Source organism: Defluviicoccus vanus, assembly GCF_014672695.1.
GTDB classification, from domain to species: domain Bacteria; phylum Pseudomonadota; class Alphaproteobacteria; order Rhodospirillales; family Defluviicoccaceae; genus Defluviicoccus; species Defluviicoccus vanus.
On record NZ_CP053923.1, the window covers coordinates 2315396 to 2339038 of the forward strand.

Genomic DNA, 23643 nt, shown 5'->3' on the forward strand with positions numbered 1-23643 from the left:
AATGCAACTGTAGTAGTAGAGCGGAATCCTACCAGTCTGGATCGTATCCGCAGGCGCTGAAGTAGTTTGCGCACTCGGCTGGGGTGAAGTCGTCGGCGAAGCGGCCGATGGTGCGCCAGAGGCCGTCGACGGTTCGCTCGGCGGCTTTGCGGAGCAGGGCCTTCAGCTTGGCGAACGCCTTCTCGATCGGGTTGAAGTCCGGGCTGTAGGNGGGCAGGAACCGCAACTCGGCGCCGGCGGCTTCGATCGCCGTGCGGACGGCGGGCGATTTGTGGCTTGAGAGATTGTCCATGATTACGATGTCGCCGGGCTTGAGCTCGGGCACGAGGATCTGGTCCACATAGGCCTCGAAGGCCCGCTGGTTGATCGGGCCGTCCAGTACCATGGGCGCCACGATGCCCGCCAGCCGAAGGCCGGCGACAAACGTCGTGGTTTTCCAATGCCCGAACGGCACGCCCATGCGCAGCCGTTCACCCCGCGGGGCGCGGCCATGGGTGCGTGCCATGGCGGTGGACGCCCAGGTCTCGTCGATGAAGACCAGGCGGTCCGGATCGAGATCGGCCTGGGCCTCGAACCAGGCCAGTCGGCGCATCAGAACATCCGCACGGTCCTGCTCGGTCGCGTGCCCGGTCTTTTTGCGCGTGATGCCGTGGCGCTGGAAGAAACGGTGCACCGTGCCGATGCCGACCGGCGTGCCCCGTTCGGCCAACTGACGCTGCACTTCAACCAGCGTGATGTCGCGCTGCTCTTCCCACAGGCCCAGGATGAAGCCCGCCTGCGCTTCGATCCGGTGCGAATTCTTGTCGCCGCCCTGCGGCTTCGGCGCAAAATCCCCGTCTTGCGCAGNTCGCGCGTGCCACCGGATCGCCGTCGACGGCGCGACGCCGAACCGCGCCGCGGCCTGGCGGCAGCTCATTCCTTCATCCTCGATCGCCGCGATCACCCGCCGGCGCAGATCCATCGAAAGTCCCAGCCCCATGCATGCTGGCCTCCATCCCCAGCACGCAGCTTGAATCAGAAAATCAATCTCTTGGGAATCCCTTGCGATTCCCGACGCCCGGAAACCGCTCTAAGCGCAGGCGACGGGTGGGACATTGCCGCAGTGTTTGCGCCGACGAAACGGCAGCATTCAAATCCTTGGCATACCGCCCTTTTTGGCGTAAATTAACCCTGAAGGGGGTAATCCGAATGGTGGCACGGGTTAACACGGTCGCCTTTCAGGGGATCGACGTTCTCGATGTGGACGTACAGGTGCACATTGCCTCGGGCATGCCGACCTTCGCCGTGGTTGGATTACCTGACAAGGCGGTGGCTGAAAGCCGCGAGCGGGTACGCGCGGCGCTGGCGGCGATGGGTCTTGGCCTGCCGCCGAAGCGGATTACCGTCAACCTAGCTCCCGCTGACCTGCTGAAGGAAGGTAGCCACTTCGATCTGCCGATCGCCATCGGCCTGCTCACCGCCATGGGGGTGCTACCGCAGGATGCCGTCGGCGGGTATGTCGCGTTGGGTGAGCTCGGCCTCGACGGTGCCCTGGCTGCGGTGGCCGGCGTGCTGCCGGCAGCGGTGCATGCGAGCAGCCGGGCGCTGCACTTGATCTGCCCGGAAGCGCAGGGCGGCGAGGCGGCATGGGCCGGCAGCATCGAAGTCCTGGCGCCGTCATCGCTGCTGGCACTGATCAATCACGTCAAGGGGACGCAGGTGTTGTCGGCGCCACAGCCGAAGCTGCAGGCGGACAACGGCCACTATCCCGACCTCGCCGACATCAAGGGCCAAGAGACGGCGAAGCGTGTGCTCGAGATCGCTGCCGCCGGTGGCCATAATCTGGTGATGGTCGGACCGCCCGGTTCCGGCAAATCAATGCTGGCGCAGCGGCTGCCGGGACTGCTGCCGCCACTGGAGCCGGCGGAGGCGCTCGAAGTCTCGATGGTGCACTCGATCGCTGGCGCCCTGCGCGAAGGCGGCCTTGTCCGCCGCCGTCCCTTTCGCGATCCGCACCATTCCGCCTCAGTGGCAGCCCTGGTTGGCGGCGGCCTCCGGGCCCGGCCGGGCGAGGTGTCGCTGGCACACCTGGGAGTGCTGTTTCTCGACGAGCTGCCGGAGTTTCCCCGCCCGGTGTTGGAAGCGCTGCGCCAACCGCTGGAAACCGGCCGCGTTGCTGTCGCCCGCGCCAACAACCACGTCACTTATCCTGCGCGCGTCCAGCTGGTGGCGGCGATGAACCCCTGCCGCTGCGGCTTCCTCGACGATCCCGCCCGCGCCTGCGGCCGCGCCCCACGCTGCGCCCAGGACTATCAGGCGCGCATCTCCGGGCCGGTCTTCGACCGCATCGACCTGCACGTGGATGTGCCTGCCGTCTCCGCCGCCGACCTGACCCTGCCGCCACCGACGGAGAAGACGGCGCAAGTGGCAGCGCGGGTGGCGCGTGCCCGGNNGGCGGTGCAGCGGCAGCGCTACCGCGCCGCCGGCGGGACGACACCGGTGCGCACCAACGCCGAGGCGGAGGGGGCGCTGCTGGAAGCGGTTGCCCGCCCCGACGACGATGGTCTGCGATTATTGACGGAAGCGGTTGACCGGATGCACCTCACTGCCCGCGGTTACCACCGCGTTTTGCGCGTCGCCCGCACCCTCGCCGACCTCGACGGCACCGACGCCGTCCGCCGCATCCACATCGCCGAGGCCCTCTCCTTCCGCCGGATGGTGCCGGGCAGGGGCGGGTGAAGTAGTCTCGTCTCCAGTCAAAAGCTCGTGCTCGATCATCGGCTGTGCCCGCTCTGTTGCAGGGAGAGTTCGGCTCGACGCACTAGATGGCGGCGCAGCTCGGAGCGGCCGGCGGCAGTGTATCGTCCACCGCCAAGGCGGTGGCGGCACGAGAGAATGGCCATAAAGATGGCGGTCCTCGCAAACAGGCGTAGTCCACCGCCTCGCGGCCGGAGCCGTTGCGGTAACCAGGCGAAGGAGCAATGCGATGAGTGCGCTGGCCACGCCTTGGTTTCGCCACCGATTAACCGTATATTTAAGTTGGTCAATCGCTTGCGGGACTGCCGGTAAAGCACGTATCCTGAGCAGTCGGGCGGTTGCCGGATGTTTATGTCTCACTGCGGAGAAGTGGTTTCGAGCATGTCCAGATCATCGCTCACCGTTGCCGCCTTTGCCCTTGCGCTCGCCAGCGCGGCGCCGGCTATGGCCGGCGAAGCTACCAGCGGCTGGGCTATCGATCGCGGCGACAACGCCGCCAACGTGCAGGTGCGGCTGGCACCAGGAGCGGAGGATCGTTCGGCGGCGGCCGGCTGTGAGTGCACGCCGACGCCATCGGGCAGCGAATATGTCTTTCCCTCCGCGTCGGGGGTGACCGTCATCATCGCCCCGGGGTCCGGGTATGGGCCATTTCTGGCGCCCTATGGCGCTACGGGTTATAGCCCTTACGTATTCGGCGGGTCGGGCGTGTCGCCCCGGGTCCTTGTCTGGGCCAGCCCGGGTGGCGGCACCTACTGAGCGCGGCGTGACCGCGCCAGCTGTCTGTCCTCTGGCCGCCCGCTGTCCGCGACGGACGCTTTCGCTTGCCACTTGGCGCCGCCACGATCCCGACACCGCTCAGCCCTTGATTCGCTTTGATCGCACACCATTCTCATGACGCTGGAAGGCTTGGGCGCCGTCATCGTCAACGATGTGCTGCCGGTTGTTAGTGACGGTAATCGATCCCTGGCCTGCCTTACCGGCGGCGGTTTAGCAGGAGGAAAAGGTGAAAAAGATGGCTTTGGCGGCGGCGGCATTGATCGCCTCGCTTGGCCTAATCGCCCCGGCCGGGGCTGACGCCTATGATGGGCGTCCCCAACCGGCGCCATACGGGCATTTCATTCCCCCGGACCGCATGCCCGAATGGGCAATCCGCAACCGGCGAGCGCCCATCGGGAACGCCAGGGTCCTGATTATGATCACACCGGCTACCGCGACCACGATCGCGATGCATGGCACCACGACGACGACCATGATCGCGGGGAATGGCGAAAGCATGCTGACCACGATCGCGGCGAGTGGCGCCACCACGACGACCACGACCGACCGTACGCCTCAAACGGCAATGGGCGCCGCTACCCAGCGGTTGGCGGTCCCTGGTTTCGCTAAGGGCGAGATCGTTAAAGGCGACGGTAAACATGTAACGCGGCGGGCACAGTGATGCGGCCGACCGCCAGCTCCTCCCCCAAATGAAAGCGCCGCGGCCCGTCCTGGACCGCGGCGCAATCAGTTTACTCTGTACTCGGCGAAAACTTAGCCGATCCGCAGCAGGGCGATGATCGTCGCCAAGGTGCCGATCGTGGCAAGACCATAGAGCGTGAGTGCGACGATGCTGTCGGCGCGGATGCCGAAGTCGTGCGCACACACCCTCAGCCGGTGCGCCGCGTGCCAGAGGGCGAGGAAGATGATGCCGAACAGCGCCAGCTTCGGGATCCACAGCGAGAAGAAGCCGTAGATCGAGGGGTAGGAGAGGCCGCTCTGATCAAACAGGCCGATGGCCGGTCCGATGCCGGTGATGAAGATCATCGCCGGCAGGACGAAGGCACAGACGGTACCGCCAGCGGCAAACAGGAACCAGAAGATCGCCTTCGGTGAGGGTTTGCTGACTGCGCTCATGGCTTACCCCACTGCGGCGAGAACGATGAAGAACAGCGACACGATAGCGAACACGCCGTAGTGGGCGCCGACGAGAATATTCCCCGGCAGCACCTCCTCACCGCGCATGATCCGTGTCGCCTGCGGCACTGCCTTGAACCACGACGTGGTGTGGATCAGGAAGAAGGCGAACGCGACCAGATGAAAGATGATACCAATCGGGCTCGTCACCGCCGCTAGCCAGCCCTCCCATGCCTCCCGGCTCTCGCCCAGGCGGAACAGGCCGACGATCAGAATGATGGTGTAGATGGTGACGAAGATCGAACTGATCTCGTGCAGCATGTAGGTCTTATAGCGGGCGCTGGTCATGAACCAGCAGGTCCGCGACAGTTGCTGCTTGTAGGGTTTCCGCCCGCTCATTTTTTGCCCCCTGGCAGGAATGAGGTCAGGTAGTCCATGGCGCTGGAGAACTTGCTCTGCTGGATCGCACCTGCTGGGTCCACGTGCTTCGGGCAAACCTGTGAGCAGGCACCGACGAAGCTGCATTCCCAGACGCCTTCGTAGCTGGCGACCACGTGCTCACGCGCCGAGCGGCCAACATCGCGGCTGTCCATGTTGTAGCGATGCGCCAGTGCCAGTGCCGCCGGTCCGATGAAGGCGCCGTCGGTCAGTCCGTACTGCGGACAAACCGAATAGCAGAGCAGGCAGTTGATGCACATGGAGTACTGTTTGAAGTTCATCAACTGCGCGGGCGTCTGCAGGTATTCGCCTTGCGCGATCGTCTTCTCTTCTTTCGGGATGATGTAAGGTTTGACGCTCTCCAGCTTCTCGACGAAGTCGTCGATGACCACTACCAGATCGCGCTCAATCGGGAAGTTGGCCAGCGGCTCGACGCGGATCTTGCCGTCGGGGTAGTCGGTGAGGAACGCCTTGCAGGCGAGCTTCGGCTCCCCGTTGATCACCATGCCGCAGCTGCCGCAAACGAACATGTGGCACGACCAGCGGTAGGACAGTGTCTGGTCGATGTCGTCTTTGACCACGTTGAGGGCATCGAGAACGACCCATTCCTCTTCGCAAGGCACGGAATAGGTCTGGAAGAACGGCTTCTCGTCCTGCTCGGGGCGATAGCGCAGGACTTCCAACTGAATGATGCGCTGGCTCATGCGGTTTTCTGACCTCCTGCNGGCAGCGCCGTAGACACGCTCGGCGGGTTGCGACGTGGTGATGACGACGTCGGAGTAGTCGATACGCGGATCGGCGCTGGAGTTGAAGTACGCCAGCGAGTGCTTAAGGTATTTCACGTCGTCACGCTTTTCGAAGTNCGAGGCGCGCTGATGCGCGCCGCGCGACTCCTGCCGTTGTAGTGCCGAGATCGCTACCGTTTGCGCCACTTCGATCATCGCCCCCAGCTCCAAGGTCTGGAACAGGTTGGTGTTGAATACCTGGCTCTTGTCTTCGAGGGCAATGTTTCGGTACTGCTCGCGCGTCTCGGCGACGACGCGGCAGGTATCAGTCAGGCTCGATTCCGTGCGGTAGATGCCGCAGCCTTCTTCCATCGCATGGTTCATCTTGCGACGCAGATTGGCGACGCTGACACCGCCGGTGTTGCGCCGGAACAGTGCCTTCACCGCGCCTTCGGCATCGTTCGCCTGGGCCTGAATCGTCTCCGCCCGCGGCTGAGGCCGTCCCGACTTTATATACTCGACGGCGTGCCGTCCGGCGCGGGCGCCGAAGACGAGGAGTTCACCCAGCGAGTTGGAGCCGAGGCGATTGGCGCCGTTGATGCTGACGCAGGCGCATTCGCCCGCGGCGTAGAGCCCGGCGATTGGCGTCTCAGCATCAATGTTGGTGTGGATACCGCCCATCATGTAGTGAACCACTGGGCGAACCGGCACCAGATCTGTGACCGGGTCGGCACCCACATAGGCGCGCGACAGGTCACGCACCAGCGGCAGCCGCTCATCGATCTTCTTTTCGCCGAGATGACGCATATCAAGCCAGACGATATCGCCCCATTTCTCGGACTTGACGGTGCGGCCCCTCTGCTGCTCCTGCCAGAAGGCCTGACTCAGCCGGTCGCGCGGCCCAAGTTCCATCGATTTCAGAACCGGCGTCGGTGTTGCCGGGCCGAGGTTGTAGTCCTGCAGATAGCGGTAGCCGTCCTTGTTGAGCAGGTAGCCGCCCTCGCCACGGCAGCCCTCAGTCAACAGGATGCCGCTGCCTGGCAAGCCCGTCGGGTGATATTGGACAAACTCCATATCCTTAAGCGGCACGCCGGCGCGGTAGGCCATCGCCATGCCATCACCAGTCTTGATCGCACCGTTGGTGGTGAAGGGGAAGATCTTGCCAGCGCCGCCGGTGCAGATGATCACCGCCTTACCGCGGAACAGCTTCATCTCGCCGGTGCGCATCTCGATGGCGGTCACGCCATGGCAGGCACCATTATCGACCATCAACTCGGTCGAGAAGTATTCGTCGAAACGGGAGATCGACGGATACTTGAGCGAGGTTTGAAACAGCGTGTGCAGCATATGGAAGCCGGTCTTGTCGGCGGCAAACCATGTGCGCATGATTTTCATGCCGCCGAAGGGCCGCACCGCCACGTGACCGGTGCCTTCACGGCTCCACGGACAGCCCCAGTGCTCAAGCTGCACCAGTTCCTTTGGAATCTCGTTGACGAACAGTTCGACCGCATCCTGGTCGGTGAGCCAGTCACCGCCGGCCACCGTATCGTGGAAGTGGTACTCAAGGCTGTCGTTCGATTTGACGACACCGGCCGCACCTCCTTCCGCGGCGCAGGTATGGCTACGCATCGGATAGACTTTGGAGATGAGGGCAATCTTCAGTTTGGGATCGGCTTCGGCGCAGGCGATCGCGGCGCGCAAGCCGGCTCNCCNCGCACCAACGATTAAGATATCCGCGTCAATGACTTGCATTGGGTTCTCCCGTAGCCTCCCCTTGGCAGTTGCGCGAGTATACCGATGACGCGGCTAAACGCCAGCATGGCTGCTTCTTAGACGCACCTGAAGCCGGGGTGATTGGACTTACGTAGGAGGTGCGGCAACTCGCTGACCCGGGCTGCTCAGCCTGGTCGCCTGCCCCAATCGCTCGCCTGGGGTCATCGACCGATCGGCGATTGCTGGCCGTGGATCAGGGGGCTAGCAGCCTGTCGGACTTGCGTCTCGGGCGTCGCCGGACCTGCGTAGGGATCGGTGCGTCGGCGCCTCTGTCAGCGCCATTTTGGGCGGTGCGGTCGCGCTGGCGCGCCTGCGGAACTGGCCGCGCAGGCTAGACGGCGCGGCTGAGGGCGAACATCCGCTTCAGGTTCCATGCCATGGTCACAAGCCTCCACTCGCCACGGGCGGCATTGAGCCCGCGCAGCAGGAACTGCCGGAACCCCAGCACGGACTTGATGATGCCAAACACTGGCTCGGGCGTCTGCTTGCGCAGGGCGTAGAGCGCGCGGCCCTGCGGCGTGCGCAGCCGATACGCCATCGCCTGAACCGGGGTGGGGTCTTCGGGCGCCGGTGGCGCCGCAGCGAAGCGCTCTTGCAGGCTGAGATGATGCGCCTCGCGACCAAGTGCGATCAGCGGTTCGATCCCGCCGGCCACACAGGCCTGCACATTCGCCTCGCTGAAGTAGCCATTGTCCGCCAACAGCATGTCCGGCCTGCCGAGCACGTCCGGCAGAGTGCCGATCTTGTCCAGCATGGGTGTAAGCTGCTGCTTGTCGTTGGGCGCCTGCACCACGTCGGCGACCACCACCAGCAGACTGCCCGCCGCCACCGCCGCCTGCGCATTGTAGCACTGCTCAAAACCGCCGCCCGCCACCGCCATGATGCGGCTTTCCTCGTCGGTCAGATTGATCTGATCCGTGGGCAGCGGCGTCGCCACCGGCGGCTTCGGCTCACGGCCCGTGGGCTTCTTGCCGGTGGCCGCTGCCTTGGCGTCCCGTGCTGCGAGTTTCGCCTGATGGTCTGCCTGCTCCCGTTCGAAGCGTTCCTTCGCGCGGGCCTCGATCTTCGCCCGGGCCTCGGCGAGCCTGGACAACCGTTCCTCACGTCGCGCCAATTCGTCGGGGATCGACATGCCGTCAGCGATGTCCACCTGGTCCGCCGCTTCTGCCTTGGCCATGAGATCGGCCACTTCGGCCTGCAGTTGGGCCTCCAGCTTGCCCGCATGGTCATAGGACAGCGCGCTGTGCCGGCTGGCATTGGCGTGGACCTTGGTCCCGTCGAGCCCGACCGTTCCCAGCTTCAGCACGCCCATCTCGCGCGCGAGCACCAGCACCTGGACGAACAGCTTCTCGATCTGCGGCAGAAAGCGTCGGCGGAACGCGGCGATGGTGTCATGGTCCGGATGATCGTTCGCCGCGATGAAGCGGAACGCCACGCTGTCATAGGTCGCCCGCTCCAGCTTGCGGCTGGAGAACACCCCGGTGGCGTAGCCGTAGATCAGAATGCCCAGCAGAAGGCTGGGGTGGTAGGACGCTTCCCCAGAGCCACGGTAGCTGCCGGTCATCGGCCGCAGATCCAGCCCCGCGATCACCTCCACCACGAACCGCGCCAAGTGCCGCTGCGGAAGCCACTCGTCCACCGACGGCGGCATCAGAAATCCGCTGTCGCGGTCGATCGGGCGGAAGTTGCTCATGCCGAAGAGGTCCGGGCCGGGGGCGTGAATCCATGCCCGGATTCTATAACCCACAGCTCCGCCTCGCGTTAAGTCCGACAGGCTGCTAGGGTCTGGTGATGCACGGCATAACTTGGCAGCGGCTGGCACCGCATCTGCGCGATCTGGGCCGCCAGGCGGCGCCGGTGGTCCTCGCCCGCTCCGGTGTGATGCTGCTGGCCCTCGTCGATACGGTGGCCGTCGGACGCTTCGCTGCCGACGAGTTGGCGGTGCTGGGCTTGGCACTGGCGCTGGTAACGATGCTGCTGCTGGCGGGGATCGGCCTCCTGATGGGAACGCTGATCGTCACCGCGACCGAGTATGGCGCCGGCCGCCTCGCCGCCTGCGGTGTCGTCTGGCGGCGGTCGCTTGTTTATGCCAGCGGCCTCGGCGTGATGATGGCGGTGGTGTGCGGGTTTGGGGAGCCGATTTTGCGCCTGTTCGGCCAGTCGCCGGATCTGGCGGCACGGGCAGGGCCGGTGGTGCAGATCCTTGGTTTGGGGCTCGCGCCACAGCTCATTTTCGTGACAACCCAATATTTCCTTGAGGGAATCCGCCGGCCGGAGCCGGGGATGCTGCTGATGCTAGCGGCGAACATCCTGAATGCCGGTCTCGACGTGGTCCTCGTCTTCGGCCATCTCGGATTGCCGGCGCTGGGGGCTCTGGGATCGGCGTGGGCGACCACCCTCGTTCGCCTGTTCCTCGCCCTCGGCGCACTCCTTTATGTGGCGGGAATGACCGAGCGGCACCGCTTCTTCCCGGCCGACGGGTCCGACGGGGACGCGCCGCCGGCCGCCGTGCAGCGCCACATGGGCTATGCCGCCGGCGTCAGCATCGGCATTGAGGGCCTCGCCTTCAACAGCCTCGGCCTGATCGCCGGCTGGCTGGGAGAACTGCCACTCGCCGCGTTTACCATCGGCCTCAACCTGATTGCCTTCATCTTCATGCTGCCGGTGGGACTGGGTGCGGCGACAGCGGTACAGGTGGGAGCCGCTACCGGCCGCGGCGACCGTGCGGATGCGGCGCTGGCCGGTTGGGCCGGCCTCGCCGTGTGCCTGATGGTGATGCTGGTCATCGCCACTGTGTTCAAGGTACTGGCACCAAACATCGGCGCTTTCTACTCCAGCGATCCGGCACTGCGCCACGTCCTCGATCCGGTGCTTGCCGTGCTCACCTTTGTCATTGTCGTCGACGGTGGCCAGGGGGTGATGGTGAACGCCGTTCGCGGTCACGGCGACACCTGGACGGCGACGGCACTGACCGCGCTGAGCTTCCTCGTCCTCATGCTCCCGGCAGCGTGGTTGCTGGCGGTCGAGATTGGTCGCGGCGTCAGTGGCCTGTTCGAGGCGACGCTGATCGGCTGCACCGTTGCTCTTGTGGCACTGGCATGGCGCTTCCGCGCTCTGACTCGTGCCAGCCATGGCAGCGGCCGCCGGCCGCTTCCCATCGGTCGGGCTTCCGATTAAGCTCCAGCGCTCGGCCAGAGCAGATCGGGGAGCGGAAACGGTTAGTCGGAGACCGGGAACGGTGCGACGGCAGACGCGCGCCATCAGGCGCGACCCGGTGTGGCGAGAGTTTGCCCACTGGTGCCATACTCGTGGGTTAAGGCCGTTGCCGGCGCATCCATGGACCCTCGCCGCCTACGCCCGCTGGTGTGAATCACAGCATCGTCCCGAAACCATCGTCGAACGCATTCGCTCGATCGCCCGGGTGCATGTGCTGGCCTGCGTGCCATCGCCGGATCGACATCCCATCGTCGGCCGGACGCTCAGCCAACTGCGGCTGAGGGAACAGACGCGTTCCCATCGGGCGGCCCTGTTCGAGGCTGACCCGGCAGATGGGAGCGGCGAACAGGCCCCTTCGGCGCCAGCGAGTGCCGACGAGGGCGAGCGTGAAGCTGAGCGCTCCACGCCGCGGCGGTCTCGCAGCATGCGTTCGACGCCGCGCCTGGTGCCGCGCCGGCCGAAGCGTTTGGAACGGTAATCTCGCTCGATCAACACGAGAGCGTGGGCTTAGCCGCCGACTTCACTCGGTGCTGCGCTGGCTGTTGCGGCCTGCGGCGCCCCGCCGCCCCACCACTTCGAGAGGTGCCGCTGCATGACCTTCTCGGGCATGTCCTCGTAGTGGGAGACGTCGTTGAACAGCATCAGCCGCGCCCGGACCGAGTCGCGGAAGTCGAGTACATTGAGACAGCAGGGGTGTTGGTCCAGCCGATCACGATAGCCGCGGGCGTCGAAGCCGAGTTGGCTGCTGATCAAGAGACGAATTGTTGCCTTGTGCGAGACGACGAGTACCGTCTGATCGGTGTGGGCGAGGACGATCGCGCGGATCACCGGCAGGGCGCGCGCCAGTACGTTCAGGCCCGATTCGCCGCCGGCTGGCGTAAACGTGAACGGGTCCTCCTCCCAGGCGCCGTATTCGTCGGGAAAAGCCGCCTCCACCTCGTCGCGGCGCAATCCCTCCCAATGCCCATGGTCGATTTCGCGCAAACCCGCATCCAGGCGTAGGCTAAGGGCATGCGGCCGGGCGGCGATGCTTGCCGTCTCCACCGTCCGTTGCATTGGACTGGCGTAGATGGCGGCAAGGCGGAGTTTCGACAGCCGTTCGGCGAGGCCCGCTGCCTGGCGGCGACCCTCGTCGGAGAGCGCCACATCGGTGGAACCGGCGAAGCGGTCTTCCGCCGACAGCATCGTCGCCCCATGGCGCACCAAGAGAATACGCGTCGTCATCCCATTTCTCCTCCCGCGTTGCCTTATTTATTGGCATGTCTTGCCGAGCAGGCCGTTGTGCAACGGCTGCCGGTCGCATTCGGCGCTTCGACCACTCCCGCGACCACCGGGCGGTGACTATCTTACCACGCACGGGGAGGACCCCGCCGCCCACTCTTACGTTCAGCGACGGTGGGATGGTCAGAAACAAGGAAGCGAACGCGATGACTCTATCGCCCGAGGGACAGCGTCTGGTTGAGGACGTGGCCCATCGCCATGGCTTCAGCGTCGATGCGGTAACACAGATGCTGCAGGCGGTCGCCCGAGGTGGTGGCAACCAGGCTCAGTTCAACCACTTTGAGTTTGGGGGCATGGGCCAGTGGTCACAGGGCGGCATGATCATGATCGGCGACATGTTCAACAACGGGCTCAAGGCGCGCGTCGATTCGTTGTGCAATGAACTGGCGGGCGCCGTCGGCAACAGCCGGCTGATGGACGCACCGACGGGGAACTGGCAACAGCAGGGGCAAAGTGGCGGTGGCTTCAGCAGCAGCTTCGGCAGTGGCATGGGCGACGTCAGCTTGTTCGTCGGCGGTGGCGCGGGTGGTGGCAGCAACTGGTGGCCGGCCGATCTCGGCTCGCCCAGCAGCACCGGTGCACAGAACGACGTGCGTTACGCTTGGTTTCCCGCCACCCGCCGGCTTGCCATCGATTTGCGCGGCGAGGTGACCGTCTACGACACCGGCGATCACCAGATCGGCGGCGTCTCGCAGCAGCAGGGTGGCGGCGCATCGCTGACTTTCACCAGCCAGTATGGCTTGGTTCGCGTTGCCGACCTACCGGTAGTCGCACCGGCAAAGGTGACAGGCAACACTCCCCCGGCACGCCGGTCGAGGAGCCGAGGCGGACGCCGCCAGAATCGCCACCCGAGCTGCCACCGGAATTGCCACTGTCGCCGGTGGAGAAGCCGGCCGAGACCCCGGTGGAGTTGCCGCCAGCTGCGCCGCCGACGCCAGCGGAGGCGGGGACGCAGGCACAGGCGCAAGCGCCGGTGGCTACCCCCGGCGGCNGACGTTTTTGCGACGCTGGAAAAGCTGGCCGACCTGCACGCCCGTGGCATTCTCTCTGCCGAAGAGTTTCAGGCGAAGAAGAAAGATCTGCTGAGCAGGCTCTGACGCGCGGGCGGCCTCGAAGACACGATGGCAATATAATAGGGAGCTGGCGATGACAGCGAAGCGGACCACGCGCAAGGCGACGACACTTGCCCGGATGATGCTGGCAATCCCGCCGGCGACGGCGACGGTGTTGTCGAAGCGACTGCCGATGCTGGCCGCGGCTGCAGTTAATCCGAAGCAGCGCCATCGCCGCGAGGAAGAGCAAATGGTCGCAGAAAAGGTCGCCGCCGGGATCGATGCCGGTACCGCTACCAGCCAAGCCCTGGTCACCGGCGGCCTCGCCATCGCCGGTGCCTGGTGGAAGGTGGTGGGCGGCCTGACGGCGAACGCTTTTGCGTCGGCCCCGTTGGCGAAAGGCGGGCGGCGGGCTGGGCGCGCCACTGCTGGGAGCGCCCTTGGCAGCGACTGGCAAAAACTTGCGGTCACAACCGTCGATGTCGCCATCACCGCCGCCACCGCCGCGATCCGCCCGGCTCACCGCAAGGTCACCGCCAACGCGCGCCGACTGGGAAAGTCAAAGCCAGGGTCGTGAAAACCTGACCTCCCACCTACCGCCCGCAGCTGTGGACGCGCCCGGAGACCAAAGCTTGGGCGCTACGCGGTCTGCGGATTAACGGCCAATGGCGCTGTCACTCACCAGGAGCTACACGGATGCGTTATAAAACCCTTGGTAGCACCGGGCTCATCGTCTCGCAGATCTGCCTCGGCACAATGACTTTCGGCGGCAAAGGCTTTTGGACCGCGATCGGCACGCTCGACCAGTCCGTCGCCGATGACATCGTCGCTCGCGCCTTCGCTGCCGGGGTCAATTTCATCGATACCGCCGACGTGTACTCGGAAGGGCTGGCGGAAGAGATCACAGGCGAAGCCATTCGCCGCTCTGGACGACCGCGCGCCGATGTGGTCCTGGCCACCAAGGTGTTCGGCTCCACCGGCCCCGGCCTCAACGATCGCGGCGCATCGCGCGGCCATATCATGGCCGGCATTAAGGCTAGCCTGAAGCGGCTCGGCACCGATTACGTCGATCTCTACCAGATCCACGGGCTCGACTGGCTAACGCCGATCGAGGAGACAGTGCGAGCGCTGGAGGATCTCGTCCGCCAAGGTCATGTCCGCTACATCGGCGTATCCAACTGGTCGGCGTGGACGATCATGAAGGCGCTCGGTATCGCCGACCGGTATGGCTGGACCCGGCCGGTTACCTTGCAGGCCTACTACACCCTTGCCGGTCGCGATCTGGAGCGAGAGATCGTCCCCCTGCTGCAGGCCGAGAAGCTTGGCCTAATGGTCTGGAGCCCGCTCGCCGGCGGTCTGCTCACCGGCAAGTACAACCGTGATGGCAGCGGGCCGGAGGGATCACGGCGCACCACCTTCGATTTTCCGCCGGTCAACCGCGACCGGGTTTTCGACTGCGTCGAGGCGATGCGGCCGATCGCCGCGGCGCATGGCGTTTCCATCGCTCGCATTGCTCTTGCCTATGTTCTCGCCAAGCCCTTCGTCATGGCGGCGATCATCGGGGCGAAGACGGTCGAGCAGCTCGACGACAATCTGGCGGCGACGGAGATCAGCCTCTCCGCCGAGGAACTGCAGCAGCTCGATGCGGTGAGTGCGCTGCCGCCGGAGTATCCCGGCTGGATGATCGAACACCAGGGGCGGATGCAGGGGCGAGCACAGGTATCGATGGGCAACGATGCCTGAGCCGGCAATGGCGGGCGCCGCCACCGCGGCGCCTTCGCCGGCGCTGTTGACCGTCATCGCCGTCGCCACCGGGGCGCTGGTGGCCAACCTCTACTACGCCCAGCCCCTCGTCGCCACCATCGCCCCCGAGATCGGCATCCGCCCCGACCTCGCCGGTTCCATCGTCAGCGTTGCCCAGATCGGCTACGGCCTTGGCCTGCTCCTCCTCGTTTCGCTGGCCGATCTGGTCGAGAACAAGATGCTCGTTCTGCTGTTGCTCGCCATGACGACCGCCGGCGTCGTCGGCCTCACCCTGTCCACCTCATTCGCGACCTTCGCCGTCGCCGCCTTTGTCGTCGGCCTCTGTGCCACCAGTGCGCAGGTGTTGATCCCGTACGTGGCGCGCCTTGTTGCGGACGAGCAACGCGGCCGCATCGTCGGCAACATCATGGCTGGTGTCCTCACCGGCATCATGCTCGCCCGGCCGGTTTCGCTCTTCGTCGCCGCAAGCTTCGGCTGGCGCGCCGTCTTCTGGGGTTCCGCCGGTCTGATGCTCGGCAGCGGGGTCCTGCTCGCTCGGATGATGCCGCGGTATCGACCGGCCCCCGGCATGCATTACGGCCAGATCCTCGCCTCCATGGTCGGTCTGATGCGCGACGTGCCGGCGGTGCGTTGGCGCTCCGCCTATCAGGCGTTGCTGTTCGCCGCCTTCAACATGCTGTGGACGGCGGCACCGATGATGCTCACCGACCGGTTCGGCATGAGCAATTACGGCATCGGTCTGTTCGCACTCGCCGGCGCCGGCGGCGCTCTTGCTGCCCCGCTGGCCGGCCGTCTTGCTGATCGCGGTCACAGCGTGGCACTGACTGCGGGCGCCATGCTCACCCTCGCCCTCGCATTCTTCCTCACGCCCTGGGTGGTGGCGACGGCGGTGCTGGCCCTGCTGGTGGTGCTGACCATCGGCATCGACGCGGCGGTGCAGACGAACCACGTGGTGAGCCAGCGGCTTATCTTCGCTGCCCCGGCGAACGTACGCGGGCGCGTCAACGCCCTCTACATGACGATCGTCTTCGCCGGCGGCGCGGCAGGATCGATGCTGGGGACGCTCACCTACCACATGGGCACATGGACGCAGACGGCCCTCGTCGCTGGTGCCCTCGGTGCGGTGGCACTGGTCTTCTTCGGCATCGAGCAGTGGCTTGGCCGCAAACAGCCGCCGCCCAGAAAGGCCAATCCGGCATGACCCCGCGCCCCTCGTTGAATCATTGAGGGGCGATGTTCATCTCGCAAGAATGAATGCCGGTCTCAGTCGAGGGGGCGCGGAAATCGGACTGAGCCGTAACCAGACTGATGTCATATGCCCGTATTCGAACGCTGTCAGGGGCAATGTCGACGTGGCGAAGACGGTGACGGTCCGGTGAATTCAGGCAATCGCCAATCCGCCCCATTCCCGGCAAGCCGAGGGCACATGTAGCAAACAGAAAGTCGTGTATCGTGGCGCTGATCTTCGGCTGACCCCATTCACCGCAGGGCAGACGCCATGTCCACGCCGGGAAAAACGCCGCTGCACAGGCTTGCTGTCGTGACGCTGCTGACCGGCGCCGCAGCCGGTCTGGGCGGCATGGGATTGGCACTGCTGCTGCATCTCATCCAGCATCTTGCCTATGGCTATAGCCTCGATGCGGTGATCAGCGCCGAGAGCTTCCTGCAGGGAGTCAGCGACGCCTCGCCGTTGCGCCGCGTCCTCGTCCTGAGCTGCTGCGGCGCTTTGGCAGGCGGCGGATGGTGGGCTCTCTACCGCTACGGGCGGCCGCTGGTAGCGATCAAGCAGGCGGTGCAGTCGCCTGGCCAGCCGATGCCCCTACCGGAAACATCGATCCACGTTCTCCTGCAGATCGTTACGGTCGCCCTGGGCTCTCCCCTCGGCCGGGAGGTAGCACCGCGCGAGATCGGCGCCGCGCTCGCCGGCCGGCTGTCGCGGAGGGCTGGCCTCACCGTCGAGGAGAGCAGGATCCTGATCGCCTGCGGTGCCGGCGCCGGCCTGGCGGCGGTCTACAACGTGCCGCTGGCGGGCGCCTTGTTCGTCCTGGAGGTGCTTCTCGGCACCTTCAGCCTGTCCGCGGTGCTGCCCGCGCTGGTCACCTCGGCGATCGCCGCGCGGATCGCCTGGATCGGGCTTGGCGATGCGGTGCAATATCCAGTCATGCCGTTCGCCATCAACGGCTCGCTTCTCGTCTGGTCGGTGCTGGCAGGCCCGATCTTCGGCGTCGCCGCCTATGGCTTTACCCGCTTGGCGACGGCAATGACGGCAAAGGCACCCCGCGATTGGCGCTTGGTGCCGTCGGCGCTAGCGGCGTTCATCGGCATCGGCATCCTTGCCACCGGCTTGCCGCAACTGCTTGGCAACGGCAAAGGGCCGATCCAGCTCAGCCTCGCCGATGATCTGTCCATCGGTCTGGCCCTGGCCCTGCTGCTTATGCGCACGTTGGTGACGCTGGCGGCGCTTCGCGCCGGCGCGAAAGGCGGAATGCTGACGCCCGGCATGACCATCGGCGCGTTGCTCGCCACGGTCATCGGCGGCCTGTGGACGATGATGTGGCCGGGCGAACCGCTGGGCGCGTTCGCCCTCGTCGGCGCTGGCGCATTCCTTGCGTCCTCGATGAAGATGCCGCTGACCGCGATCGCCCTGATCCTCGAGTTCACCCACGCACCACAGGATGTCTTATTCCCCGTCATCTTTGCGGTGAGCGGCTCTTCGGTGGCGGATCGGCTCTGCGACCGCTGGTTCAGCCGCGTCCACCCGCTCGAACAAGGGACGGCGCGCCAGGATAACGACGCGACGAACGTCACCCACGTCTGATCCCCGGCTGTTGAAGTGGTCACGACGCGAAATTACACACCCCGTACGGGGGGTCTGCGTCAGTTTGGCCCTGATCAGCCAACGGCTGGAGCCGCTTGATCCCAGGAACGACCGTTTGGCGGTCGGTCTTGTCAGCATCCGCTATGGTACGCATCGCGACGGTGAGCGGCCCGGATCGTCGGCGATTGGCTTCCCGTAGATACCGTCTTCAGCATCAAGTGGCGATGTTGGGATTGAACGGTGTGTTGTGCTTGAGGACGCCAAAGGCGATGTGGACGAGCTTTCGCATCGCCGCGCCGAGGGCACTCATCTTGGATTTGCCGGCGTCGAGGAGGCGCTGATACTGGGCGCGGATCAGTGGGTTGCAGCGGGTAGCGACCATCGCCGGCAGGAACAGCCTGGCCCGCCAGCGGGCATCGCCGGCCTTCGACAGTCGCGGCCGTTTGAGAACGCTCGATCCGGACTGGAATTCGACCGGCACGAGGCCAAGGAATGCCGCTGCCTGACGAGCAGAAGCGAAGCTTCGACCACAGAACAGGGTCAAAAACCACAACGACAGCTTAATGCCAATGCCGGGGATGCTTTCCAGCAGCACACGTTGCTCTTTCAGCTGCGGATGACTGTCGAGATGGTCGTCGACCTGTTGGCGCAGCCGGCCGATCTCCGCCGCCAGTGCGTCCAGCATCGTCTGCAGCGAGACGAGCACCGCGTCGGGGGCCGGCTCGGCGCGCGCCGTCTCCAGCCGGTTGAGTTCACGGGCGTGGTCCTGTTCGAGGGCGGCAAGCCGACCGAGCAGCGCCTTGAGCTGGCGGACGTCGGCCGGCGGCGGCGCCCAGGCGGGCGGCTGCAGGGCATCGCCGAACAGGGCGAGGATCAGGCCGTCGTGCCGGTCGGTCTTTGTCCGGACGCCCAGGCTCTCGGCGAAGCGCTTGACTTGCAAGGGGTTGACCACCGAGACACGACAGCCGGCGTCATGCAGGAAGGTAGCCGCCGCCTCGTGATAAACGCCGGTCGCCTCGAGGATGATATGCACGTCCGCCGCCGCGGCACCGGTGACCCGCGTCGTCCAGGCAAGCAACGCCGCATGTCCGTCGGCGGTGTTGGCGACGGATTTCGGCCGCGATTGCCGGCGGACGGCATCCCGAAGCCAGGCGCAGTGCAGCTTTTCCTTGCTGACGTCGACCCCGATCACCTGCATCCGAACCTCCGTCGTCGTTGCGGCGACCTCCCGACCGACTGACCTTGTGGATACGGACTTGCAGCATGGTGCTGCGTCCTCGATACCGTCCAGCCTCAAAGAGGTCGAAGGTGTGGACCGGGGGCACAATCTACGCATCGGACTCGCAGTCCAAGGGCAGGTCCATGCTCACCCGGTCCACCATGAGGCCAGCTACGCCTCATGCCCGGCAAGATACAAGGGCAGGTCTAAAGCGAAGCGTGACCTGCCGGATGTGCCGGTGCATCCACCGCGTGCGGCGAGTTGCGCTTCGCTCCGAACCCGCCCTACAAAATTACCCGTTGGGGTGGACGGCCCCGCGGCATCTGGTGCCAAGGTTCGCTGTCAAAGTGAACAGGAGCCGTCCATGACCGAGCTTACCCGCATTGCGATCGACACGTCCAAGTCCGTCTTCACCCTGCATGGCACGGATGCCGACGGGCGGGCGGTGCTGCGACGAAATCTGCGCCGCCAGGACATGGTGCCATTCTTCGCGCGCCGACCGCCGATGGAGGTGGTGCTGGAGGCCTGCGGCGGCTCGCATCACTGGGGCCGTGTGCTGGCTGGGCTCGGCCACACGGTGCGGTTGATCCCGCCGCAATACGTCAAACCCTTCGTCAAGCGCGGCAAGAACGATCGCAACGATGCCGAGGCGATCAGCGAAGCCGCGGCCCGGCCGGAGATGCGCGAGGTCGCGGTCAAGTCGGCGAGGCAGCAGGCCAACGCGATGCTGCTGTCGGTGCGCGAGCTCCTGGTGCGCCAACGCACGCAGCTGGTCAACGCGCTGCGCGGACACGCGGCCGAGTTCGGTCATGTCGGCCGCCTTGGCCGCCAAGGCGTGGCAAAGCTGCTGGCCGACGTCGCCGAGGACGCGGAGCTGCCGACGCCGGCGAGGGACGCATTGGCGTTGCTGGGCGCCGAGATCGGTCGGCTGGATGCGCGGCTGGCCGAGGTCGACGCCCGGCTGGTGGCGCAACACAAACAGACGCCAACCAGCCAGATGCTGGCGGAGGTGCCGGGGATCGGGCCGATCGGCGCGCTGAGCCTGGTGCTGCGGGTCGATTTCAGCCAGTTCAAGTCGGGGCGGCATTTCGCCGCCTGGCTGGGGCTGACCCCGCGCGAGCATTCCACCGGCGGCAAGACGCGGCTGGGCGGGATCAGCCGCGCCGGCGACGAGCGGCTGCGCCAGTTGCTGGTGCTGGGGGCGACCGCGGTGATCAGGCAGGTCAAGCCGGGAAGAGCCTCGGCTTGGCTCATCGCCCTGCTGGCACGGCGGCCGCGCAAGCTCGTGGCGGTCGCGCTGGCCAACAAGATGGCCCGCATCGTCTGGGCGATGATGGCGACCGGCGAGGCCTATCGCCAACCGGCAACCGCCTGACCACTCGTTGATGCCGCAGGTGCAGGGCTAAGGAAGAGAGATGCTGATCGGTCGAACCGACGATCCACAGAACCCGGGTAGCCCGGTGGCCATCAAGGCCGCTAATCCGTTTGGGCGTGGATCGCGGAACCCATCTGGGCCAGCGGACAGCGTGCCGCGCAAAACAGGCCGGACACACGACTGCCATCGCACCAGATCAGATTTTCTCCCCCTCACCCCTTGCACCCAGGGGGCCGTCCACACACGCGCTACGAGGGCTGTAGCCCGTCATGGAGCGAAGCGGAATGGGGGACCAAGCGCGGCGGGGAGCCCTGGATTTTTCCGGTGCTCCATCCGGCCTACGCTTTCTATCCAATAACGCGCATGTTATTGTCTGTCATTTGCGCTAATAAGAATTTTCCTAGGATGCCGCATGACGTCGTTGACTTACGTGCTCGCCGGATGCGCATGCCTAGCCCTGAGCGGTTGCGCGAATCCGCCGGTCACTATGAACTGTGCCACCTTCGGGGCGTCATCGACGGAACGCGAGCCGGAGAGGGTCGACCTAGCCACATTCTCCGTCATGCCTCCAGCGTCGAATGGCATCGAGTGGTGTACGGCCATCCATGACGCGGAGAGCGTTGCGTTCTTCACCTCGCCAGTGATGGGCCAGACTTTCGCCACTCGCCCGGATGATCGGGTGTTACTGGATACGGTCTTCCTCGGTGTTCTGACACTCGTCACGGCAAAGCCCCTCGAGTCCCAGAGCGACCTGGAAGCGTTCGCCAGGCAGTGGGTCGGCAACGGAATGTACCAGCACTACGACGCTGCTTACGGCCTTCCGATCGCCGATCTCGCTGCGGCGGACGCCCGCTACCGGACGCTGAGCAGCAGTGTCGCGCCCGCCCCCTCTCGGATCGAACAGTGCGTCGAATACAGTCGCGTTGGCACGGAGCACAATGATTCTGCTCCCGAACGCGGTGTGCTTGAACAGCACGACCGAGGGATTCTCTGCCGTCTGCCGTCGAAAGCGAACATGCTGGTGCTGGCTGGACTGAGCGAACGTTTCCTGCAGGGCGCACCGGTAGACCCGACCTTCTTCGACCACCTCGACAAGGAGTTCAACACGCCGTTCTCCGCATCCCTGCGATTCAGGTGAGGCGAGAAAAACGCGCAGGTTTTCGACTGCGAGTCGCAAATGGTGTCTGCGATGTCTGTAATACGTTTCGTAGATCTCTGCTTCATCGTGCTCTTGATGAGCAGCTGCGTTCCCATTCCGACGCCATCTCTCATCAAAGACCAGACGACTCCACCAGCACGGTCACCTCTCGCTGCCAATGAACCAATCCTTCTTATCGAGAATGATACGTCATCAACACTAACAAATAAGGCACCTATATTTGCCGGAATCCCAAAGCAGATCGATTTGACACACTGCGTTGCAAAGAAACTTGCTCAGGATGTTCCGCCAGTGACCGTACTATTTCCAAGTTCTTTTAAAGAGAGCCGGCGCGCCATGTTACAGTCGGGGGCAGATGTATTACGCAATGTGGCGCTCGTGCCTGAACTACAGAAGCAGCTGTCGACCCTGCGGGTTCGATACGTCGTCGAAATAAGGATCGTCGATTTTAACGCCAACATCCGGCTGCCTCTTCATCCGATCATTCTGCCGGCAGGCGTTTGGTGGGAGGAAGATGAAGTTTCCATCATGGCTGATGTCGTCGATTTATCAATGCTGGAAGATGTTGAACCGACAAGGACAACCGTTTATGGAGAGGTCTTGTTGATTCAGTGGGTATTTGGCGTTTTATTCTATCCGATGCTCGAAACATGGTCCTGCAAAGCCATTTCTGAGCAACTGCATCAGTTCCTGACCACCGAAAGATCGTCACAGGACTCATCAGCGGCGGTAGCGCCGGACTACAACGCTTGGCGCAGGGAATGGTTACAAAAAGCCGCGGACAACGGAGATACGGAGGCAAGAGGGGCGTTGGATAAGCTGCTGTTAGAGCACGGCGATGGGGTGAAGTCACCCTAGCAAGTTACGTGCGTCAAGTTCAGCCCGCCCTACCGCGTCCGCTCACCTCCGTCAACAGACGCAATTTGGAAACAGAGTGGGCAATTTGCGACGTCCGCTTCTGGCGATGTTCTACGCGACGTGTTGCATGCGGTTGGCGAAATCCTGGCCAGACGTTGCCGGCGGCAGAGGCTTGTTGTCCGCCTTGTACAGCGCGATGGTCTCCTCAACGATTTCGCAAAGCTCTGAAAAAACCTGACGTTCGTCGTCACCGTGACAACCGCCGTAAAGCAATCCGGGCGCACTGCCGACGTAACAGTTATCTTCTTCGGACCATTCGACAAGCTTGGCATACTGCGCTATCTTTCACTTCTGCTCTCCCGAATGGCATGCCGCAAAGCGCGAACCTGGTACTGCTTAGCATTGTCGCCGAGGCCGCCGGAAATTGTCAGCGGTCGGCTGCACCATTCATGCACGAAATTGCGGTGGCTGCCCTTACTGCCGCGGTTGACGAAGCCGGCTTTCTCCAACTCCGCAATGAGGTCGCGAACCTTGACCGGCAACCGCCTGCAATCCTACCGAGCGTTCTCACCAGCAAGATACCGTTCACAGTTTCCAACGCAAGGCCTGCCGCAACGACGTTGGCAGCGTCTCCATTGGTGCTGACTGCGGCGGTTCCGGCGTCCGCTTTTCGATGCTGGCAATCGTCGCACTTGGCGAGAATCAACTCTACCTCAAACAGGAACTCTCCCAGCGAAATTCAACCTGACCCACTACCCCCGCCGGCTCTTCCTTGCCGGCATGCGTGGCGGGCGGTATCGTGCGGGAGGGGTAGTCCTATCGAGGACGCCCCGCACCAAGCCAATTCTGGCACTAATCAATCATTGGGTAGGGAGCCCGGGGGAAACGATGAAGGACCTGATGCAGGAGCTGCACGGACTCTATTTCGAGGACCTGAAAGAAGGCATGTCGGCCTCGTTCGGCAAGACGGTCACCGATGCCGATATTTGTCTGTTCGCCGGTCTCTCCGGTGACACCAATCCTGTCCACCTGAACGATGCCTTCGCCAAGGAGACGATGTTCAAGGGGCGCATCGCCCACGGCATGTTCGGCGCGTCACTGATTTCCGCCGTCTTCGGTACCAAGATGCCCGGGCCCGGCTGCATCTATGTCAGCCAAACGCTGAAGTTCAAGGCGCCGGTCAAGGCAGGCGATACGATGATTGCCCGTGTTACCGTCAAATCACTGAACGAAAAGAAGAAGTTTGTCGAATTCGACACCGTCGTCCTCGTCGGCGACAAGAAGGTGATCGAGGGCGAGGCGACGCTGATGGTGCCGGCGCGCGGCTGATCACAGG

At 64.5% G+C, this 23643-nt stretch carries 22 protein-coding genes; 14 read left to right on the forward strand and 8 right to left on the reverse strand.

Annotated features, from left to right (window positions below; translation table 11 throughout):
• Positions 1-28: 28 nt before the first annotated feature.
• Positions 29-979, reverse strand: coding sequence for an IS630 family transposase (locus HQ394_RS10520; protein ID WP_190260214.1), 951 nt, complete (start codon positions 977-979; stop codon positions 29-31).
• Between the two features lie 209 nt (positions 980-1188).
• Here HQ394_RS10520 and HQ394_RS10525 point away from each other — a divergent pair, with 209 nt between their 5' ends.
• The 3 genes from HQ394_RS10525 (at position 1189) to HQ394_RS19890 (ending at position 4174) form a co-directional block, all read left to right on the forward strand.
• Positions 1189-2718, forward strand: a complete 1530-nt coding sequence (locus HQ394_RS10525; protein ID WP_190260215.1) for a YifB family Mg chelatase-like AAA ATPase — start codon at positions 1189-1191, stop codon at positions 2716-2718.
• A 399-nt stretch (positions 2719-3117) separates the two neighbouring features.
• Positions 3118-3492, forward strand: coding sequence for a hypothetical protein (locus tag HQ394_RS10530; RefSeq protein WP_190260216.1), 375 nt, complete (start codon positions 3118-3120; stop codon positions 3490-3492).
• Between the two features lie 247 nt (positions 3493-3739).
• Entirely contained in the window at positions 3740-4174 is a 435-nt protein-coding gene (locus HQ394_RS19890; RefSeq protein WP_223291502.1) for a hypothetical protein, read from the forward strand.
• 92 nt (positions 4175-4266) lie between these two features.
• On the opposite strand, the gene frdD is transcribed toward HQ394_RS19890, so the two are convergent.
• The 4 genes from frdD to HQ394_RS10565 form a co-directional block, all read right to left on the reverse strand.
• Positions 4267-4629: a fumarate reductase subunit FrdD gene (gene frdD / locus HQ394_RS10545; protein ID WP_190260219.1), complete on the reverse strand. Its 363-nt coding sequence runs from the start codon at positions 4627-4629 to the stop codon at positions 4267-4269.
• A gap of 3 nt (positions 4630-4632) precedes the next feature.
• The gene (locus tag HQ394_RS10550; RefSeq protein WP_190260220.1) at positions 4633-5028 is read right to left on the reverse strand and encodes a fumarate reductase subunit C; all 396 of its coding nucleotides are present in this window, start codon (positions 5026-5028) and stop codon (positions 4633-4635) included.
• Positions 5025-7544: a fumarate reductase (quinol) flavoprotein subunit gene (gene frdA / locus HQ394_RS10560; protein WP_322790424.1), complete on the reverse strand. Its 2520-nt coding sequence runs from the start codon at positions 7542-7544 to the stop codon at positions 5025-5027. Before frdA ends, HQ394_RS10550 begins: the two co-directional genes overlap by 4 nt.
• A 352-nt stretch (positions 7545-7896) precedes the next feature.
• On the reverse strand, positions 7897-9258 hold the full coding sequence (locus tag HQ394_RS10565) for an IS1182 family transposase (RefSeq protein ID WP_190260069.1): 1362 nt from the start codon (positions 9256-9258) through the stop codon (positions 7897-7899).
• Between the two features lie 98 nt (positions 9259-9356).
• Between HQ394_RS10565 and HQ394_RS10570 the strand changes: the two genes are divergently transcribed.
• Complete coding sequence (locus tag HQ394_RS10570) at positions 9357-10742, forward strand: MATE family efflux transporter (RefSeq protein ID WP_190260221.1); 1386 nt, start codon at positions 9357-9359, stop codon at positions 10740-10742.
• 145 nt (positions 10743-10887) lie between these two features.
• Entirely contained in the window at positions 10888-11259 is a 372-nt protein-coding gene (locus HQ394_RS10575) for a hypothetical protein (RefSeq protein WP_223291503.1), read from the forward strand.
• Positions 11260-11288: 29 nt separating this feature from the next.
• Here HQ394_RS10575 and HQ394_RS10580 read toward each other — a convergent pair whose 3' ends face one another.
• Complete coding sequence (locus tag HQ394_RS10580; protein WP_190260223.1) at positions 11289-12005, reverse strand: histidine phosphatase family protein; 717 nt, start codon at positions 12003-12005, stop codon at positions 11289-11291.
• A 545-nt stretch (positions 12006-12550) separates the two neighbouring features.
• On the opposite strand from HQ394_RS10580, the gene HQ394_RS21545 reads away from it, so the two are divergent.
• The 5 genes from HQ394_RS21545 to HQ394_RS10605 all read left to right on the forward strand — a co-directional run bounded on the left by HQ394_RS21545 (position 12551) and on the right by HQ394_RS10605 (position 17696).
• Positions 12551-13159: an SHOCT domain-containing protein gene (locus HQ394_RS21545; protein WP_456151583.1), complete on the forward strand. Its 609-nt coding sequence runs from the start codon at positions 12551-12553 to the stop codon at positions 13157-13159.
• Positions 13160-13208: 49 nt separating this feature from the next.
• Complete coding sequence (locus tag HQ394_RS10590) at positions 13209-13691, forward strand: hypothetical protein (protein WP_190260225.1); 483 nt, start codon at positions 13209-13211, stop codon at positions 13689-13691.
• 119 nt (positions 13692-13810) lie between these two features.
• Positions 13811-14857: an aldo/keto reductase gene (locus tag HQ394_RS10595; RefSeq protein WP_190260226.1), complete on the forward strand. Its 1047-nt coding sequence runs from the start codon at positions 13811-13813 to the stop codon at positions 14855-14857.
• Positions 14850-16079: an MFS transporter gene (locus tag HQ394_RS10600; protein WP_223291504.1), complete on the forward strand. Its 1230-nt coding sequence runs from the start codon at positions 14850-14852 to the stop codon at positions 16077-16079. The genes HQ394_RS10595 and HQ394_RS10600 overlap by 8 nt, the downstream gene beginning before the upstream one ends.
• A 297-nt stretch (positions 16080-16376) precedes the next feature.
• A complete protein-coding gene (locus HQ394_RS10605; RefSeq protein ID WP_190260227.1) occupies positions 16377-17696 on the forward strand; it encodes a chloride channel protein in 1320 nt (439 codons plus the stop codon).
• 214 nt (positions 17697-17910) lie between these two features.
• Here the strand turns inward: HQ394_RS10605 and HQ394_RS10610 are convergent, their stop codons facing one another.
• Complete coding sequence (locus HQ394_RS10610; RefSeq protein WP_190260228.1) at positions 17911-18894, reverse strand: IS110 family RNA-guided transposase; 984 nt, start codon at positions 18892-18894, stop codon at positions 17911-17913.
• Positions 18895-19279: 385 nt separating this feature from the next.
• Between HQ394_RS10610 and HQ394_RS10615 the strand changes: the two genes are divergently transcribed.
• The 3 genes from HQ394_RS10615 (at position 19280) to HQ394_RS10625 (ending at position 22307) form a co-directional block, all read left to right on the forward strand.
• The gene (locus tag HQ394_RS10615) at positions 19280-20290 is read left to right on the forward strand and encodes an IS110 family RNA-guided transposase (RefSeq protein WP_190260229.1); all 1011 of its coding nucleotides are present in this window, start codon (positions 19280-19282) and stop codon (positions 20288-20290) included.
• 412 nt (positions 20291-20702) lie between these two features.
• The gene (locus HQ394_RS10620; RefSeq protein WP_223291505.1) at positions 20703-21428 is read left to right on the forward strand and encodes a hypothetical protein; all 726 of its coding nucleotides are present in this window, start codon (positions 20703-20705) and stop codon (positions 21426-21428) included.
• A 312-nt stretch (positions 21429-21740) separates the two neighbouring features.
• Positions 21741-22307, forward strand: coding sequence for a hypothetical protein (locus tag HQ394_RS10625; protein ID WP_223291506.1), 567 nt, complete (start codon positions 21741-21743; stop codon positions 22305-22307).
• A 338-nt stretch (positions 22308-22645) separates the two neighbouring features.
• On the opposite strand, the gene HQ394_RS10630 is transcribed toward HQ394_RS10625, so the two are convergent.
• Positions 22646-22849 carry a type II toxin-antitoxin system HicA family toxin gene (locus tag HQ394_RS10630; RefSeq protein ID WP_190260232.1) on the reverse strand — a complete coding sequence of 68 codons (204 nt, stop codon included), beginning with the start codon at positions 22847-22849 and terminating at the stop codon, positions 22646-22648.
• Between the two features lie 346 nt (positions 22850-23195).
• On the opposite strand from HQ394_RS10630, the gene HQ394_RS10635 reads away from it, so the two are divergent.
• Positions 23196-23636, forward strand: coding sequence for a MaoC family dehydratase (locus HQ394_RS10635; protein ID WP_223291507.1), 441 nt, complete (start codon positions 23196-23198; stop codon positions 23634-23636).
• Positions 23637-23643 lie beyond the last annotated feature (7 nt).